This is a genomic window from Streptomyces spiralis, assembly GCF_014654675.1.
Classification (GTDB): Bacteria; Actinomycetota; Actinomycetes; order Streptomycetales; family Streptomycetaceae; genus Streptomyces; species Streptomyces spiralis.
The window spans coordinates 167309-184294 of sequence record NZ_BNBC01000006.1; the positions used below are offsets into that span (position 1 = coordinate 167309).

A 16986-nucleotide genomic window follows, 5' to 3' on the forward strand; every position below is an offset into this window, starting at 1 on the left:
CCCGGCCGCCCCGTGGCACCGGCATACGCTCGCCGCGTGCTCAACGTGCCCGGATTCCTGAAGCGGCTGGTCATCGGCCGGGCCATGCGCAGCGAGGAGCTGCACGAGACACTGCTGCCCAAACGGCTGGCGCTGCCGATCTTCGCCTCCGACCCGCTGTCCTCGGTGGCGTACGCGACCCAGGAGATCCTGCTCGTGCTCACCCTGGGCGGCCTGGCCTATCTGCGGTTCGCCCCGTGGATCGCGGTGGCCGTGGTGTCGCTGCTCGCGGTGGTGGTGCTGTCGTACCGCCAGGTCGTGCACGCCTATCCGAGCGGCGGCGGCTCCTACGAGGTGGTGTCCACGAACCTCGGCCCCTCGGCGGGCCTGGTCGTCGCCGCCGCCCTCCTCGTCGACTACGTCATGACCGTGGCCGTCTCGGTCGCCTCCGGCGTCGACAACGTCATCTCCGCGCTGCCCTCGGTCGCCGGGCACCGGGTGCTGCTGGCGCTGGGCTTCGTGGCGCTGCTGACCGCCGTGAACCTCAGGGGCGTGCGCGAGTCGGGGCGGGCGTTCGCGGCGCCGACGTACCTGTTCATCGGCGCGGTCCTGATCATGGTGGTCACCGGGCTGATCCGGTGGGCGCTCGGCGCCGCCCCGGTGGCGCGCACCGCCGGGTACGGCATCGAGCCCGCCCCCGGGGAGGCCGGGCTCACGGGGCTCGCGCTGCTGATGCTGGTGCTGCGCGCCTTCTCCTCCGGCTGTACGGCGCTGACCGGTGTGGAGGCCATCTCCAACGGCGTGCCGGCCTTCCGCCGGCCGAAGTCGCGGAACGCCGCGGCCACGCTGGCGGCCATGGGACTCACCGCGATCGCCATGTTCGCCGGGGTGACCGCGCTCGCCCTGCTCGCGCGCGTGCACATCACCGACGACAGCTGCCGGCTGACCGGCCTGCCCGGCGACTGCCGCACCTACCCGCAGCGGACGGTGATCGCCCAGCTCGCGGCGGCCGTCTTCGGCGGCGAGCACAGCGTCGGCTTCTACGTCGTGCAGACGGCCACCGCGCTGGTGCTGATCCTCGCCGCGAACACCGCCTTCAACGGCTTCCCGCTGCTGGCCTCGATCCTCGCCCTGCACCGTTACCTGCCCCGCCAGCTGCACAACCGCGGCGACCGGCTCGCCTTCTCCAACGGCATCCTGGCGCTCGCGATCGTCGCCGGGCTGCTGCTGTGGGGCTACCGGGCGAGCGTGACGAGCCTGATCCACCTCTACATCCTCGGCGTGTTCACCTCCTTCACGCTCTCCCAGCTGGGGATGGTGCGGCACTGGAACCGCGAGCTGCGCGCCGGGTCCGGTACGGGGGCCGGGGCGGGCCCCGAGCTCCGGCGGCGGTACTGCACGGCACGCGCGGTCAACACCCTCGGGGCCTGTGTGACCGGGCTGGTGCTGCTGATCGTGCTGGTCACCAAGTTCACCCAGGGCGCCTGGCTGGCGGTGCTCGCGGCGGCCGTGCTGTGGGTGACCATGCGGGGCATCCGCCGCCACTACGACACCACCTCGGCGGAACTGGCCGTGACCGATCCGCAGGAGCACCTGGTGCCGCCCTCGCGGGTGCTGGCGCTCGTCCTGGTGTCCCGGCTGCACAAACCGACCCTGCGGGCGCTCGGCTACGCCCGCGCCTTCCGCCCCGACCAGCTGGAGGCACTGACGGTCGCCACCGACCGCGCGGCGGCGGCCGCCCTGGCCCGGCAGTGGGAGGACTACGGCATCGACGTGCCGCTGAAGGTCCTGGACTCGCCGTACCGGGAGGTGGCCCGCCCGGTCGTCGAGTACGTGCGCTCGATGCGCCGGGAGAGCCCGCGCGACCTGGTGGCCGTCTTCATCCCCGAGTACGTCGTAGGGCACTGGTGGGAGAACCTGCTGCACAACCAGTCCGCCCTCTGGCTCAAGAGCAGGCTGCTGTTCACCCCGGGCGTGATGGTCACCAGCGTGCCCTGGCAGCTGACCTCCTCCAGCCGCGCCGACCGCCACCCGGCCCGAGCGCCGGGATCCGTACGGCGGGGAGAGCCGGACCGGCCGGACCCGCGGCGCCCCTGAATCCCGGAATCCTTTACCAGGACCAAAGGTTCCGGGGGCTTTCCCGTCCGTACTGCTGTGTGTCCGAACCGCCCCTGGGCGGGCTTCACTTACCGGGCAGGAGGCACGGTGCGCTTTTCGCGGAACACGACGGGAACCCTCTTCGTGGGCGGAGCTCTCGGTCTGACCCTCGTCGCACTGGCCTATCCGAGCATGCTCGGTTTCCAGAAGGTCTCCAGCGACCCCTCCCGGATCGTCTCCCAGACCCAGTGGGGGCCGCTCACGGAGGCGGACCGCGACTTCGTGGTGAAGGTGCGCGCGGCCGGGCTGTGGGAGTACCCCGTCGGGCAGATGGCCGTGAAGAAGGGCACCACCAAGGCGGTCGTCACCGCCGGTCAGCATCTGATCGACGGACACGCGGCGCTGGACGCCAGCTGCCGGAAGATCGCGCCGATGCTCGGAATCGCCCTGCCCAACGTGGCCAGCCCCCAGCAGCAGGGCTTCGTCACCACGCTCAGCGCGGACACCGGCAAGAAGTTCGACAGCGACATGGCCAACATCCTGCGGGTGACGCACGGCTCGATCTTCAACACGATCGCGAAGATCCGCTCCACCACCAAGAACAGCCTGGTCCGCGCGCTCGCCAACCAGGCCAACGCCACCGTCCTGGACCACATCACGGTCATGGAGGACACCGGTCTGGTCGACTACGACCAGGTGCTGTTCCAGGAGACGACCCCGCCGAAGCTGCCCGCCTCGGACCTGACCCCGCCGCCCCCCTCCGGCGGGCAGCCCCAGGTCGTGCTCACCCCGCCGCCGAACGCCACGTCGAGCCCGCTGGACGTCGGCGGCGCGCCGGGCGGCGCGCCGTCGCCCGGCCCGACGGTGGGGTGACAGCCCCTACGCGAGCCACACGGTGGTGTCCGGTCCCAGCCGGTGCCCGGACAGCGGCGCGCTGCTCAGCAGCACCTCCCCGGGCGGCAGCGGCACGTCCGCGTCCGACAGGTTGGTGACGCACCGCCAGCCCTCGGACCGGGCGAAGGCGAGCACCCCGGGCGGGGTGTCCTCCGTCCAGGTGAGCGACTCGCCCGCCGACAGCTTGCGGCGCAGCCGCAGAGCCGTGCGGTACAGCTCCAGCGTCGAGCCCTCCACCCCGTCCTGCGCCTGCACGGCGTACGCCCCGAAGCCGGCCGGCTGCGGCAGCCAGGCCGCGCCCGCCCCGAAGCCGTACGACGGCCCGCCGGTGGTCCACGGCAGCGGCACCCGGCAGCCGTCCCTGCCCTTGCGGACATGGCCCGTCTGCTCCCAGATCGGGTCCCGCAGCACCTCGGTGGGCAGGTCGGCCACCTCGGGCAGGCCGAGTTCCTCGCCCTGGTAGACGTAGGCCGAACCGGGCAGCGCCAGCATCAGCAGCGTCGCCGCGCGGGCCCGGCGCAGCCCCGCCGCCTCGTCCACGGCCGGCGCGCGCCCGCCGGACAGCAGCCAGGCGTTCTCGTCGGTGCCCGGCGGGAGCATCAGCCGTGAGGCGTGCCGGATCACGTCGTGGTTGGACAGCACCCAGGTGGCCGAGGCGCCGGCGGCTTGTGCGCCGGCCAGCGAGGCGGTGACGACCCGGCGCAGCTCGGCCGCGTCCCAGCCGGTCTGCAGGTACTCGAAGTTGAAGGCCTGGCCCAGTTCGTCCGGGCGGGCGTACAGCGCGCGCCGGCTGTCCGGCACCCAGGCCTCGGCGACCGCCGTGCGGGGCGGGAGATAGGCGTCGAAGATCTTGCGCCAGTCGCGGTAGATCTCGTGGACGTCGTCACGGTCCCAGTACGGGTGGCTGCCGGGCGCCACGTGCGGCAGGGCGTCCTCACCGGTGACCCCGATGTTCCCGACGTCGCGGAGCGGTTCGTCGAGGTCCTTGACCAGGGCGTGCGCCACGTCGATGCGGAAGCCGTCCACGCCCCGGTCGGCCCAGAACCGCAGGGTGGTGCGGAAGTCGGCGCGGACCTCCTCGTTCCGCCAGTCGAAGTCCGGCTGCTCGGGTGCGAACAGGTGCAGGTACCACTGCCCGTCCGGCACCCGCCGCCAGGCGCTGCCGCCGAAGACGGACTGCCAGTCGGTGGGCGGGAGTTCGCCGTGCTCGCCGCGCCCGTCGCGGAAGACGTACCGGTCGCGGGCCGGGGAGCCGGGGCCGGCCCGCAGCGCCTCCTGGAACCAGGGGTGCAGGTGCGAGCTGTGGTTGGGGACGATGTCGACGATCACCTTCAGGCCCAGGCGATGGGCCTCGGTGACCATGGCGTCGAAGTCGTCGAGGGTGCCCAGGCGCGGGTCGACGTCCCGGTGGTCGGCGACGTCGTAGCCGCCGTCGGCCAGCTCGGAGGGGTAGAAGGGGCTCAGCCACATCGCGTCCACGCCGAGCGCGGCGAGGTGGGTCAGCCGCTGGGTGACGCCCCGGATGTCGCCGAGCCCGTCACCGTCGGCGTCGGCGAAGCTGCGGGGGTAGACCTGGTAGACGACGGCCTGCCGCCACCAGTCGGGGTTCCTGGGGGAGAGGTCGGGGGGTGCGTCGTGGGGGGACGTGTCCGTCGAGTCGTGCGTGGTGGTGCGGTCGGTCACGCGGTCTCCTCTTCGGTGCGTTGTTGAAGCAACAAAGAGAACTCTGTCCAGATCGCCGGAAATATGAACACCGCCACGAGGAGGCAGGAAGGCAGAGGGGGCGGCGATGGGGGCGTACGTCAGCCGACGTCCGCCGCGCAGTGCTCCAGCAGGCTCCGTACGTCCCGGTCCACCACCCGGTAGCGCACCACGCGCCCCTCCTTCTCCCCCTCCACCACCCCGGCCGCCCGCAGCAGCCGCAGCGCCTGGGAGACGGCCGGGTCGTTCATGCCGGTGGCGATCGCGAGGTCGGAGACGGCCAGCGGGCCGGTGCGGTGCAGGGCGAGCAGCAGCGCGAGCCGCTTGGGGTCGGCGAGCAGCGAGAAGCGGTCCGCCCAGGCGCGGACGTGCGCGGCGTCGCCGATCGCCGCGATGGCGTCACACACCCGGTGACCGTCGATGGTGCGGCGGTCCGCGCGGTCGGCAGGGACGAGATGCATGCCGCCATCCTCGCAGCGGCACTCTGTGATCTTCCATACCTGCGCAGGTATGCAGCTATGCAGGCAACCGCTTCCGCCTCTACGGTGGGCGGGCCGTGGTGTTCGGGAAGTCGATGCAAGGTCGACGCGGCCCTCGCCACTGTGATCGGGGAGTTCCAGGCCCACGTCCCGCACGGGACAGCCACTGGCCGTCGTAAGGCGGCCGGGAAGGCGGGCCGGGCACGCACCACCCGTAAGCCAGGAGACCGGCCACGGCAGCTCACGAAGTGATCCACGAGGTGCTGGAGCGTGATGACCGGATGACCCTGCCCAACCCTGCCCCGACGACGGCCAAGGCCACTTTCACCTGGCGTCGGGAGGACACCCTCAAGACCGCTGGCCTGATGGCCGCCATCGCCGGACTGCACGTCGTCGCCTTCGGAATCCTGTTCCTGCTCGTCGTGCCGGGGCACTACGAGGTCGGTTCCAAGGCGTTCGGCATCGGACTCGGCGTCACCGCCTACACCCTGGGCGTACGGCACGCCTTCGACGCCGACCACATCGCCGCCATCGACAACACCACCCGCAAGCTGATGGCCGACGGCAAGCGGCCCGTGTCGGTGGGCTTCTGGTTCGCGCTGGGTCACTCCAGCGTCGTGATCGTCCTCGCCGTGATGATCGCGGCCGGGACGCAGCTCGCCGACCGGGTCACCGACGAGGGTTCCACCACCCATCAGGTGCTCGGCTTCATGGGCACGACCATCGCCGGCGCCTTCCTCTACCTCATCGCCGCCCTGAACCTCGTCGCCCTGGCCGGCATCCTGAAGGTCTTCCGGTCGATGCGGGCGGGGACCTACGACGAGACCGAGCTCGAACGGCACCTGGACTCCCGGGGGTTCATGAACCGCTTCCTCGGCCGGCTCACGCGTTCCATCTCCCGGCCGGGTCAGATGTACCCGCTCGGCTTCCTCTTCGGCCTCGGCTTCGAGACCGCCACCGAGGTCACGCTGATGGTGATGGCCGGCTCGGGCGCGGCCGCCGGACTGCCCTGGTACGCGATCCTGTGCCTGCCCCTGCTCTTCACGGCGGGCATGTGCCTGTTCGACACCCTCGACGGCACGTTCATGAACTTCGCCTACCAGTGGGCCTTTTCGAACCCCGTCCGCAAGGTGTTCTACAACCTCACCATCACCGGCCTGTCCATCGCCGTCGCCTTCTTCATCGGCACGATCGAACTCGTCGGCGTCCTGCACGACAAGCTCGACCTGAGTGACGACGTCACCGGCTGGATCGCCGGCCTCGACCTGGACAGCGTGGGCTACGTCATCGTCGGCCTGTTCGTCGTGGTGTGGGCGGCGGCGCTGGCGTACTGGAAGGCGGCCCGAGTGGAGCAGCGCTGGGCGGTACGGGCGGCGGACACCGACTAGGTGTCCTGGGCACCGGAGGCCGTGGCGCCTTCCACCGTGGCCAGGTACAGCTTCACGTACCGGTCGGGATCGATGTCCAACGCCACGTCCACCAGGGGCTGTTCACGGGCCTCGCCGTGGAGTTCCGCCTCGCCCGGGCGCGGCCGGCGGTCGACGACCGTCTGGCCGCGCGCCGGGCCCGGCGCGAGGTTCACCTCCACCGGCAGCCGGTGCGTGGTCAGCCCCGCCGGGTCGGCGACCGAGCAGACGGCGCCCGCGTCGCCGAGCCCTCCGGAGGCGTCCTTCTCGGAGGTCACCGGGCCGCGGTGGGCGAGCAGCCGCCCCGCGAGGTTCGCACCCGGCTCGGCGCTCTCGCGCAGCCTGCGCACGTCGTCGGCCGGGACGATCACCCGCCGGAAGACGTCCAGCCCGTACATCGTGATCGGCACCCCGGCGGTGAGCAGGACCGCCGCCGCCTCCGGGTCGTGCCAGACGTTGAACTCGGCGACCGCCGTGGCGTTCCCGGTGGCCACCGCGCCACCCATGAACACGATCCGCTCGATGTTGCGCGTCACCTCCGGGTGGGTGCGCAGCAGCAGCGCGATGTTCGTCAGCGGGGCCGTCGGGATCAGCGTGACCGGGCGGGGCGAGGCGAGGATCTCGCGGCGCAGCAGCGTCACCGCGTCCACGCCGACCGGGCGGCGGCGCGGCGCGGGCAGCCCGAGGTCGCCCATGCCGTCCCGGCCGTGCACGTGGTGCGCGGTGCGCAGGGGCTCGATCAGCGGGCGTTCGGCGCCCCGCGCCACGGGGATCTCCGGGGCGCCCGCCTGTTCCAGGACGGTCAGCGTGTTGCGCACCACCTGGTCCACGTCCGTGTTCCCGGCCACGCAGCCGACCGCGCGCAGCTCCAGGCCCGGGTGGCGCACGGCGAACAGCAGGGCCAGCGCGTCGTCGACACCGGTGTCGCAGTCGATGATCACGGGCGTGGCAGGGGTGGCGGGGGTGGGCTGACCGGTCACGGCGGGCTCCCTGGTGAACGTTCCGTCGGCGGACGTTCCGACACTGCGACCTTATGCGCCGGACGCCTCACCACCCTCACCCCACAGCCCGGTGCCCCGCGCCGCCACCTGCTCCGCGACCCGGTCCAGCAGCTCCCCGACGGGCACGGGCTCCGGCCGGCGGCCGTCCCGCAGCCGCGGCGCGGCCAGTCCGGCCGCGGCCTCCCGCTCCCCGATCACCGCCTGGTACGGCACGAGCCGCGCCGCCCGGATCCTGGCCCCCAGGCTGCCGTGCTCCGGGCCGGCGAGTTCGGCGCGCAGCCCGCGCGCCAGGGCCTGCCGTACGACGTCCTCGGCGCACGCCGCCTGTGCCCCGGCCACCGGCAGCACCACCAGCTGCACGGGCGCCAGCCACACCGGGAAGGCCCCGCCGTGCTGCTCGATCAGGTGCGCGACCGCGCGTTCCACGCTGCCGATGACGCTGCGGTGCACCATCACCGGGCGGTGCTTGGCACCGTCGGCGCCGATGTAGTGCAGGTCGAACCGTTCGGGCTGGTGGAAGTCGATCTGCACGGTGGACAGGGTGGCCTCGCGGCCGGCGCCGTCCACGATCTGCACGTCGATCTTGGGGCCGTAGAACGCCGCCTCGCCCTCGGCCTCCTCGTAGTCGACACCGGCTCCGTCGAGCACCTCCCTCAGCAGCGCGGTGGCCCGCCGCCACAGCTCCGGGTCGGCCACGTACTTGCCGCCCTCGCCGGGCAGGGACAGCCGGTACCGGGCGGCCTCGATGCCGAGGTCGGCGTAGGCGCGGGCGATCAGGTCCAGGGCGGCGCGGGCCTCGTCGACGGCCTGGTCCAGGGTGCAGAAGACATGGGCGTCGTTGAGCTGGATGGCCCGCACCCGGGTCAGGCCGCCGAGGACGCCGGACAGCTCCGAGCGGTACATGCCGCCCAGCTCGGCGATCCGCAGCGGCAGTTCCCGGTAGCTGTGGGACCGCGAACGGTAGATGAGGGCGTGATGCGGGCACAGGCTGGGGCGCATGACGACCTGCTCGGCGCCCAGCTCCATCGGCGGGAACATGTCGTCGCTGTAGTGCGCCCAGTGCCCGGAGATCTCGTACAGCTCGCGCTTGCCGAGGACGGGCGAGTACACGTGCCGGTAGCCGGCCTCGCGCTCGGCCTCGCGGATGTACTCCTCCAGGGTGTGGCGCACCACGGCGCCGTCGGGCAGCCAGTACGGCAGGCCCGCCCCGATCAGCGGGTCGGTGTCGAACAGGGCGAGCTCTCGGCCGAGGCGGCGATGGTCGTGCATGACGGGCTCCTCAAGGGGTGCGAGTGGGGCGGGAGGAGCGAGGAGCCCTGGGGCGGAGAGCGGGAGAACGCCGAAGCCCCGGGGCACTCGCCCCGGGGCTTGTTCGATCAGCTCAGCTGTCAGCGCGCCGGGACACTCTCCGGCGTCGTCGTCACGAAGGACGGCATCAGGGTCGGCACGGCACGCTGCATGGACGGGACGCTAGCAGGGCGCCGCTCGCCCACGCGAGGGATTTCCTCCTCGCGTTCGTCCTCGCGCGCGGTGCGGGCCGGGAACGCTCGACGGCGTCCGCCTCACCCGTACGGCCCGCACCCGCACGGCCCGGCGCGCTGGTGGGCGGGGCCGCCAGGTGGTGCCGTGGAGACGAACGCCCGCTCCGTGTCGCCGCCTGCCCCTCTGGAGGCATCCGCTCATGCACCGTCTCCCGGCCGCCCGTCTCCTGCCCGCCTGCGTCCTGTTCACGGCCGCCCTGCTGACCGCGACCGCCTGCACGCCCGGGTCCGGCGACGCCTCCGCGTCCGCCGCCGCGGCCACCCGCCCGGACGGGTCCGCCTCGACGGGCACCTCCACCACGCTCACCGCCGCGCAGGCGCAGGCCGCGCTGCTCACCGAGGCCGACCTGGGCGCGCCCTGGGTACCGACGCAGGGCGCCGCGACCTGGCGGGACGGGGTGCTCAAGGCCCGGACCACCGTCGCCGGCTGCCAGCGCCTCCTCGACGCCCTCTACAGCGACGAACCGCTCGGCGCCCCGACCGGCACGTACGCGGTGACCGGATTCGACGACGGCAACGACTCCGCCCAACTGCGCTACCAGGTCCTCTCGCAGCGCCCGGCGGACGTCGACCGCGCCCTGGCCTGGCTGCGGACACTGCCGGAGACGTGCTCCCGCTTCACGGCGACGACCACCCGGTCCGGGGAGCAGGACGTGCGGGTCACCGCCCTCGACCTGCCGGACGTCGGCGACGCCCGCCAGGGCCTGCGGATCACCTTCACCTCACAGCAGAACACCAGTGACGACTCGTACGACTCCTACGACTACGACGAGTGGGACGAGGGAGACGGGCGGAACACGGAGCCCACCACCGCCCTCACCCTGGAGCTCGCCGCCGTACGCGTCGGCAGCGAGGCGATCGCCCTCACCGAGGGCGCCCCCGGCACCCTCCCGCCCAACGTCACCGCCCACGCCGTCCAGTCCGGCACCCAACGCCTGACCGACGTCCGCCGCTCGGCCCGCGTCCAGGCCTGACCCGGCCCACGACGGAACGCACGCCGGAAGCCGGCGCGGCTGTCACAGTGGTGGCTGGGCCGGGGCCGGGCCGAGTGTGGTCGTGCCGGGGGCGGTGCGGTGGCCCAGGCCGGTGCGGTAGGCGTCCAGGGCCGCCTCCACCCGGCCGGTGCGGCGCAGCAGATCGCCGAGGAGCCGGCACAGGTCGGCCAGGTCGCCCGCGGCACCGGCGCGTTCCAGCAGGCTCAGCGCGCGGACGTAGTGCTCCTCGGCCGCCTCCGTGTCGCGGCCGTCCTCGGCGATGATGCCGAGCAGGCGGTGGGCGGCGGCCGCGTGCACGGCGCCCCGCTCGGAGTGCAGGTCGCCGAGGACCTGCCGCAGCAGCTCGGCGGCCTCCCCGGACTTGCCGCGCCGGTGCAGCACGTCGGCCAGTTCGACCACGACCTGGCTGGTGTAGAGGGCGGCGCGCCGGGCGGTCAGCATGTCCTGCGCGGCGCGCAACTCCTCCTCCGCCCGCTCCAGTTCGCCGTTCTGGGCACAGACGTAGCCGCGCATCCAGTGGCAGTTGGCGAGTTCGGTGCGCAGCTGGAGGTGCCGGTAGAGCTCGGCCGCCTTGGCGAGCGAGGCGTCCGCCTCCGCGATCCGCCCCTCGGCGAGCAGCGTGCGTGCCACCGACCGGTGCATCCGGGCCACCAGCGCGGGGTCGCCCGCCTGCGGGGCGAGGGCGAGGGCGAACTCGGCCGCCTGCGCGGCCCGCGCGTGCGCGCCCATGTCCATGTACGGGCCGATGACGCTGGCGTAGAGCAGCAGCAGGGCGTCGGGGTCGTGCAGCCCCCCGCGGTTGAGCTCGTCGAGGGTGGACTCCAGCAGGTACACGGCGTACCGCAGCTCGCCCGCCAGGTAGTGGGAGACCGCCCGGCCGCGCAGCGCCGGGACACGGGCGGGCAGCGGCGCCTGTGCCAGGGCCCGCTCGGACCGCTCGAAGTACTCCCGGCCGCCGGCCAGCTCGCCGGTCTCCAGGGCGCACTCGCCGAGCCCCAGCAGGGCCTCGGCCTGCACCTCGGTCAGCTCGTGCTCCTCGGCCTCGGCGAGCAGCCGCGCGTACTGCTCGGCCGCCTGCGCGGTGTCCCCGCCGGTCAGGGTGCGCTGCGCCTCGGTCAGCCGCAGCCGCAGATCGGTGGCGAGATGGGCGGGGCGTCCGGTGGCCAGCTCGTCGAAGGCGACGCCGAGCCGGTCGGCCAGATGCCGGAGCGCCTCGTCGGATGGGCGTACGCGGCCGGCCTCCAGCGTGGAGACATACGCCGGCGTGTAAGCGGGCTCGGCCAGCTGCCGCTGGGTCAACCCGCGTTCGCGCCGCAGCCGCTGCACCCTGCGCCCGATGGTCTCCGGGTCGTCCCGCTTCGCCATGCGGTTAATCATGCCAGTAAGCGCACTTACAGGAAGGCCGTTCACTGACCTGCCGTCAGCACCGGACGTTTTGCCCACCACCGCCCAACTCGCCTTGGTGCCCTTCCGGTTGGACCCCCTCACCCCCTAGTTTGGATAACGCGTTAAACGCAATTAATCCGCCACTGTCGTTCACCGTCGCTGCGAGGTCGGTTGCCGTGCCCGGACACACTGTCGCGCGCCGAGGTCGAATCTCCGCACGCCACGTCAGAGGATTCGGCGCGGCCCTGATAGCCGTGGCCGCCCTGGTCGCCGCGGCGAACGCCGGGCCGGCCGGGACCGTAGACCCCCAGCCCGTCCAGCAGGTGACCGTCCAGGACCGTTAGGCGGCGCGCGAGGGCGTGACGGGGAGTCCGACGGGACGGACCGTCCGTCTCTCCGCCCGTCAGGGCGTCCGGCGTCCGGACGTCCGCGCGGTTCGGCGCCGGTTCCGCCTCAGTTCGGCAGCGCCTTGCGCAGGGCCTCGTCCAGCCGGTTCGCCAGCACCGGGTCGCTCGGCGGGTCGTCGGTGAACAGGTCGCCCAGTTCGGTGGTGAAGGTCTGGGTGAAGGCGCCGTAGAGAGGAGTGCGGGGGCGGGGGACCGCGTCGCGCAGCGCGGGGAGCAGGATGCGGCGGGCGTACTCCGGGCGGCCGGCCGCGTCACGGGGCATCCGGTCGGTGCTCTCGCCGGTGGGCGACGCCGAGGGGCCTGCGCCCGCTCCCTCGGTGGGCGCGGAGGCACAGGTGACGCCGTCGTCCACGTACGCGGACGTCCGGGTCGCGGCGAAGCCCGCGTCCAGCAAACAGCGTTCGCTCTCGGCGCTGGTGAGGAAGGTGATCAGCTCGGCGGCCTTGCGGGCCCGCGGCGAGGACCGGGTCACCGCGAGGTTCTGCCCGCCGAGCACCGCCCGGCCGGGCAGCGGCGCCACGCCCAGCTGCTGCCCGGTGAAGGTCTGGTGGAGCGTGCCGTAGGCGTACGGCCACTGCCGCAGGAAGGCGGTGCGGCCGTCCGCGAAGTCGCTGAGCGAGGCCGCCTCGTCGGAGCCGAAGGCGTCGTCCAGGGTGTACGGCTTCTCGGTGCGCCGGCGCAGCTCCATGATGCCCGCGGTCAGCTCCCGCACGTCGCCGGTGTAGTGGCCGGAGGCGTCGGTGAGGGAGAAGTCCTTCGTGGCCGAGGCGAACGCCTCGACGGCGTTGACCGTACGGCCCTCGTACGCGGCCAGCTGCGTCGTCCAGAGCTTCTCGTAGCCCTTGGGCGGGTGGTCGTCGAGGGCGTTGCCGAGATCGAGCAGGTTCTGCCAGGTCAGGCCGGGACCGAGGGTGGTCCGCTGCACGCCCGCCTCGCGCAGGTAGTCGCGCCGGTAGTACAGCAGCCCCACGTCGCTGTTGAACGGCACCGCGTACACCCGGTCCTTCCAGCGGGCCGTGCCGGCCACCGAGGGGATGACGTCGCCGTCGATCGCGCTGTCGGACAGCGGCCTGATCAGCCCCGCCTCGGCGAACTCCGGCACCCAGGTCACGTCCAGGTTGACCACGTCGTACTCGGCGCTGCCCGACTGCAGCGCGCCCAGCAGCTGGCTGCGCTGCTCGTCGGCGGAGCCGGGGAGTTCGACCAGGCGGGCGCGGTAGCCGGAGTTCTGCTTCTCCTGCTGCCGGTTCCAGGCGTCGATGAGCTGCTGGCGGATGCCGCCCTTGCCGGTCACGTCCCGGCCGCTGGCCACCACGATCTCGCCGGGCACGTCGGCGGCGGGCGTCTGCGCGTCCCGGGGGCCGCCCCCGGTACAGGCGCCGGCCGCGAGCAGCAGGGGCAGCAGGCAGAGCGAGACCAGCCGTCGTCCCATCGGTCCTCCCACCCCCGCTCGGCGTCGCTCCGGCCGCCGTGCCATCAGTCCTCCCCCGTTCCCACGCGTGCGACCTCGTCGTGCAGGCCCGTGCCGAGGTCGTCGCTCGCGTCCAGGCAGCGGCCGTGGCTCGCGTCGGCGATCCGGGCGTCCGGGCGGCCCTTGTCGCAGCCGCCGCTGACCAGGGACACCATGTCCACGGGCACCTTCGCCGTCCCCGCCCGCTCCAGCACCTGGCCCAGGTTCTTCCCGGTCAGCCGGTTGTCGTCCTCGTCGTCGGTGATGAAGACGATCAGCTGCGGCCGCTCGTCGTCGGTGCCGCGCCGGGCCATGTCGTCGAGGGCGGCGAGCAGGGCCGCGTGCGGGTCGGCCTCCGCGTCCCGCACCCGCGCCCTGGTGTCGATGACCCGTTCGGCGTCGCCGCGGCGGTGGGGCCCGAACGACAGCAGCGTCTCGTACCGGTCACCGGTCGTGCCGTGGACCGCCCACACCCCGTACTCGTCCCGGCCGCCCAGCCCGCCCAGCGACTGCTTGAGGATGCCGGGGCCGCCGCTGGGGCCCGGCCACCGCGTGTTCATCGAACCGGAGCTGTCCAGGAGATAGAGCACCCGGCCGGGGCCGTTGGCGCTGCGGTACCTCTCGAGCACGGTGTCCATCGCCGTCTGCCCGGCGGCGCCCGGCAGCGGACCGGGGTCGCGCAGCACACCCGTCCCGGGGTGCTCGGCGTCGAGCAGCGGATGCCCCGGACTGGACGCGGAGCGGAAGCCGGCGCGGGTGAAGGCCGCGAGCCCGTCCTTGCCGGTCAGCCACTGGTGGAAGCGGCTCACGGCGTCCTCCCGGTCCGTCTCGTCCCGGTCCCCGCCCTCCCAGTGGACCCGCACGAAGGTGGGCGTCAGCGCCGGTACGTCGACCGGGTACTCGGCGCTGCGCGGCACCCGCGTCGTCCGCGCACAGCCGACACCGCTCCTGAGCAGGAACTCCGGCACGAGCGCGGCGGTACGGCCGTCCGCGGCGCGGTCGCCCGGCAGCGCGCACAGCAGGTCGGCGGCCGTCGGGGAGGGCGGTCCCGTGGGCCGTACGCTCTGCTCGGCGCCGCGCGGATCGGTGGCCCCGCCGCCGTACAGGCCGATCGTCGCGAGGAGCGCGGAGTCGGTGACCTCCGGGTCGGCGCGCAGGACACCAGCGGTGCGGTCCTGCTGCTTCAGGTTCGTGATCAGCCGGGACAGGGGGAGCCCGATCCGTTCGCCCAGGGCGGCCCCGGCGATGTTCTGCGGGACGGCCAGCACGACGGGGGAGTACACGAACGGCTCGGCGTCCGGCCGGAGTTCGGCGAAGGTGCGGTCGGTCTGGTCGGTGGTGACCCGGGCGACGTCCGTGATCGACGCGGGTATCCAGACGTCCGGTTGCGGCCCGATGTCCCGCTGCGGGTTGGTGTCCTCCTCGCGGGGCTCCTGCCAGGCGTCGGTCTGCTGGCGCAGCGCGGTGACCGCACTGCTCGCGCCCGCGCTGTAGACGGTGATTCCGGTACGGCGGCAGCCGTGCCCGGTGGTGTTGGCGTCCGAGGTGAGGTACGCGTCGGCGGCGGCGCGGACCGTGGACTCCAGGTCGGGGTCGGTCAGCAGGCGCAGCTCGAGCGGCGGCGCGCAGGAGTGGCCGCCGCCGAAGCCCATGAGCCGGTAGCCGACGAGACCGGCCCCGGCGAGCACCAGCACCAGCGCGGCGCTCAGCACGCCCCGCACCCGCCCGCCCAGCCACCACCGCACGACGGCCCGCACCCGCCGCCACCCCGCACGAAGCCGCGCCCGCGGTCCACCGGACGCGACACCCGGAACCGGCCCCGTCCGCTCACCCCCCGGCGGCGCCACCGACGACTGCGCGGAGGGTGTGGGCTCCTCGGACGACTGGGGCGGGGTGGGGTCGGGGGCCGGGCCGGGGGCGGGGGCCGATGCGGGTCCGGTTCCGGACGCGAGTCCGGGATTCGGTCCGGGAGCAGATCCGGGACCCGGTGCGGGCGGGGGTCCAGGGTCCGGTGCGCACGCGGGTGCGGGGTCAGGTGCGGGCCGGGTTCCGGGATCCGGTGCAGGCCCGGTTCCGGGAGCAGATCCGGGATCCGGTGCGGATGCGGGTCCGGGGGCCGGTGCAGGCCGGGTTCCGGAACCCAGTGCAGGCCCGGTTCCGGGAGCAGATCCGGGATTCGGTGCGGGTGCGGGTCCGGGTCCGGCTCCGGGATCCGGTCCGGGCACGACTCCGGGGGCCGATGCGGACGCGGATCCAGAGACCGGTGCGGGCCCGGTTCCGGGGGCCGGTGCGGGCGCGGGTCCTTCTCCGGGGCTGGATTCGGGGTCCGGTCCGGGCGCGGGTCCAGAGACCGGTCCACGTCCGGGATCCGGTCCGGGCGGGGGTGCAGGCACGGGATCCGGCACGGGCGCAGGCCCGGTTCCAGGATCCGGCGTGGGCACCGGGCCGGCCCCAGAACCCGAGGTGGGCGTACCCCTGGCCCCGGAACCCGGCACGGAGAGAGCCCCCTCTCCAGAACCCGGCGCAGCCGCAGACCCTGCTCCGGAGCCCGGCACAGGCACAGACCCGACTCCAGGGCCCGGCGCAGCCCCAGGCCCCCTCCCGGAACCCGAGGAAGGCATAGCCCCGGCCCCGGAACCCGGCGCGGACCTGGCCCCCGAGCCCGGCCCGGGCACAGCCCCCGCCCGAGAGTCCGGCACCGGCACAGGCCCAACCCCAGAACCCGGCGCAGACCCGGACCCCGTCCGGGAACCCGACCCGGGCACAGACCCCGCCCCGGAACCCGGCACAGGCACAGACCCGACTCCGAGGTCGGAACCAGGCCCCGGAGCCGGCCCCGGCCCGGGGCCCGTCTCGTTGTCAGGAGTCGTCGGTCCGGCAGGCAGTGGTCGTCGCCGGCCCGGGGAACGGGCCGTCAGCAGTACGTCCGTGCCCGGTTCGGCGACGAACTGGGGTTCCCACAGGTCCCCGAGGGTCGTCGTGCGGTCCGCCCGGAGCATCCCCTGGCGCGCCCGGGTGAAGAGGTCCAGCGCCGACAGATCCTCGTCCGCGCCGAGCAGCCGCACCAGTTCCCCGGTGAACGGGGTGGGCCCGCTGCCGTCGCCCGAGTCGATGAGGCGGTTGGCCTGCACGCCCATCAGCAGCAGGACCCTGTGGCGGTGCACGAAGTCGTGCCACACCCTCGCGGCGTTGCCCGCGTAGCAGCAGTCCAGGATCACCACGATCCTGCGGGCCCCGCTGCCCGCGAGCACGGTGAGCACCCCGGTGAACGCGTCCGCGCCCGGGAACACCGCCCGCCCGCCCGCGACCACGCGCGCGTTGCGCATCTGCAGGAAGAGCTCGTTGCCCGCGCTCGGCACGGCGCCGTGCCCGGCGAAGTAGCACAGCAGCAGCCCCTCGGCCTCCTGGGCGGCGGTGTGCAGCTCCTCCGTGAAGTCGTCCAGGGACGGCGAGCGGCAGACGACGATCTCCCGCTCGTCGAACACCCCGCCGCGCTGAAGGGCGTGCCGGAGCCGGTTGAGGTTGTGCTTGACCGCGGGAAGATCGCCGGGGACCCCGTCCGGCTCGGCCGGCTGCGTGTGGTCGTACTCCGAGACGCACACCAGCAGCGCCCGGTTCTCCTGCCCGCGCGGGTCGAAGCGGCTCACGGG

At 73.6% G+C, this 16986-nt stretch carries 11 protein-coding genes, 1 pseudogene and 1 riboswitch; of the genes and pseudogenes, 4 read left to right on the forward strand and 8 right to left on the reverse strand.

Annotation, left to right across the window (positions count from 1 at the left end; all coding sequences use genetic code 11):
- Positions 1-84: 84 nt before the first annotated feature.
- Entirely contained in the window at positions 85-2076 is a 1992-nt protein-coding gene (locus IE318_RS09265; RefSeq protein WP_189898658.1) for an APC family permease, read from the forward strand.
- A gap of 144 nt (positions 2077-2220) precedes the next feature.
- On the forward strand, positions 2221-2949 hold the full coding sequence (locus IE318_RS09270) for a DUF4142 domain-containing protein (protein WP_189898660.1): 729 nt from the start codon (positions 2221-2223) through the stop codon (positions 2947-2949).
- 6 nt (positions 2950-2955) lie between these two features.
- Here the strand turns inward: IE318_RS09270 and IE318_RS09275 are convergent, their stop codons facing one another.
- Both IE318_RS09275 and IE318_RS09280 read right to left on the reverse strand, forming a co-directional pair.
- Positions 2956-4653 carry a glycoside hydrolase family 13 protein gene (locus IE318_RS09275; RefSeq protein WP_189898478.1) on the reverse strand — a complete coding sequence of 566 codons (1698 nt, stop codon included), beginning with the start codon at positions 4651-4653 and terminating at the stop codon, positions 2956-2958.
- A 119-nt stretch (positions 4654-4772) separates the two neighbouring features.
- A complete protein-coding gene (locus IE318_RS09280) occupies positions 4773-5132 on the reverse strand; it encodes a metalloregulator ArsR/SmtB family transcription factor (RefSeq protein WP_030184556.1) in 360 nt (119 codons plus the stop codon).
- A gap of 79 nt (positions 5133-5211) precedes the next feature.
- A riboswitch (cobalamin riboswitch) is annotated at positions 5212-5400 on the forward strand.
- Between the two features lie 31 nt (positions 5401-5431).
- Between IE318_RS09280 and nicT the strand changes: the two genes are divergently transcribed.
- The gene (gene nicT / locus IE318_RS09285; RefSeq protein ID WP_051845160.1) at positions 5432-6538 is read left to right on the forward strand and encodes a Nickel transporter NicT; all 1107 of its coding nucleotides are present in this window, start codon (positions 5432-5434) and stop codon (positions 6536-6538) included.
- Here nicT and IE318_RS09290 read toward each other — a convergent pair.
- Both IE318_RS09290 and thrS read right to left on the reverse strand, forming a co-directional pair.
- Positions 6535-7536 carry a nucleoside hydrolase gene (locus tag IE318_RS09290; protein WP_189898480.1) on the reverse strand — a complete coding sequence of 334 codons (1002 nt, stop codon included), beginning with the start codon at positions 7534-7536 and terminating at the stop codon, positions 6535-6537. The genes nicT and IE318_RS09290 overlap by 4 nt on opposite strands.
- Before the next feature lie 51 nt (positions 7537-7587).
- A complete protein-coding gene (thrS, locus tag IE318_RS09295) occupies positions 7588-8913 on the reverse strand; it encodes a threonine--tRNA ligase (protein ID WP_373311112.1) in 1326 nt (441 codons plus the stop codon).
- Between the two features lie 325 nt (positions 8914-9238).
- Between thrS and IE318_RS09300 the strand changes: the two genes are divergently transcribed.
- A complete protein-coding gene (locus IE318_RS09300) occupies positions 9239-10072 on the forward strand; it encodes a hypothetical protein (protein ID WP_189898485.1) in 834 nt (277 codons plus the stop codon).
- A gap of 42 nt (positions 10073-10114) precedes the next feature.
- On the opposite strand, the gene IE318_RS09305 is transcribed toward IE318_RS09300, so the two are convergent.
- The 4 genes and pseudogenes from IE318_RS09305 to IE318_RS09320 all read right to left on the reverse strand — a co-directional run.
- Positions 10115-11458, reverse strand: coding sequence for a helix-turn-helix domain-containing protein (locus IE318_RS09305; RefSeq protein ID WP_030184547.1), 1344 nt, complete (start codon positions 11456-11458; stop codon positions 10115-10117).
- Positions 11459-11932: 474 nt separating this feature from the next.
- On the reverse strand, positions 11933-13318 hold the full coding sequence (locus tag IE318_RS09310) for an extracellular solute-binding protein (RefSeq protein WP_189898492.1): 1386 nt from the start codon (positions 13316-13318) through the stop codon (positions 11933-11935).
- Between the two features lie 44 nt (positions 13319-13362).
- Positions 13363-15093 carry a substrate-binding domain-containing protein gene (locus IE318_RS09315; RefSeq protein ID WP_229903419.1) on the reverse strand — a complete coding sequence of 577 codons (1731 nt, stop codon included), beginning with the start codon at positions 15091-15093 and terminating at the stop codon, positions 13363-13365.
- A 1248-nt stretch (positions 15094-16341) separates the two neighbouring features.
- Positions 16342-16983, reverse strand: a pseudogene (locus IE318_RS09320) (caspase family protein); the annotation flags it as partial.
- Between the last annotated feature and the right edge of the window lie 3 nt (positions 16984-16986).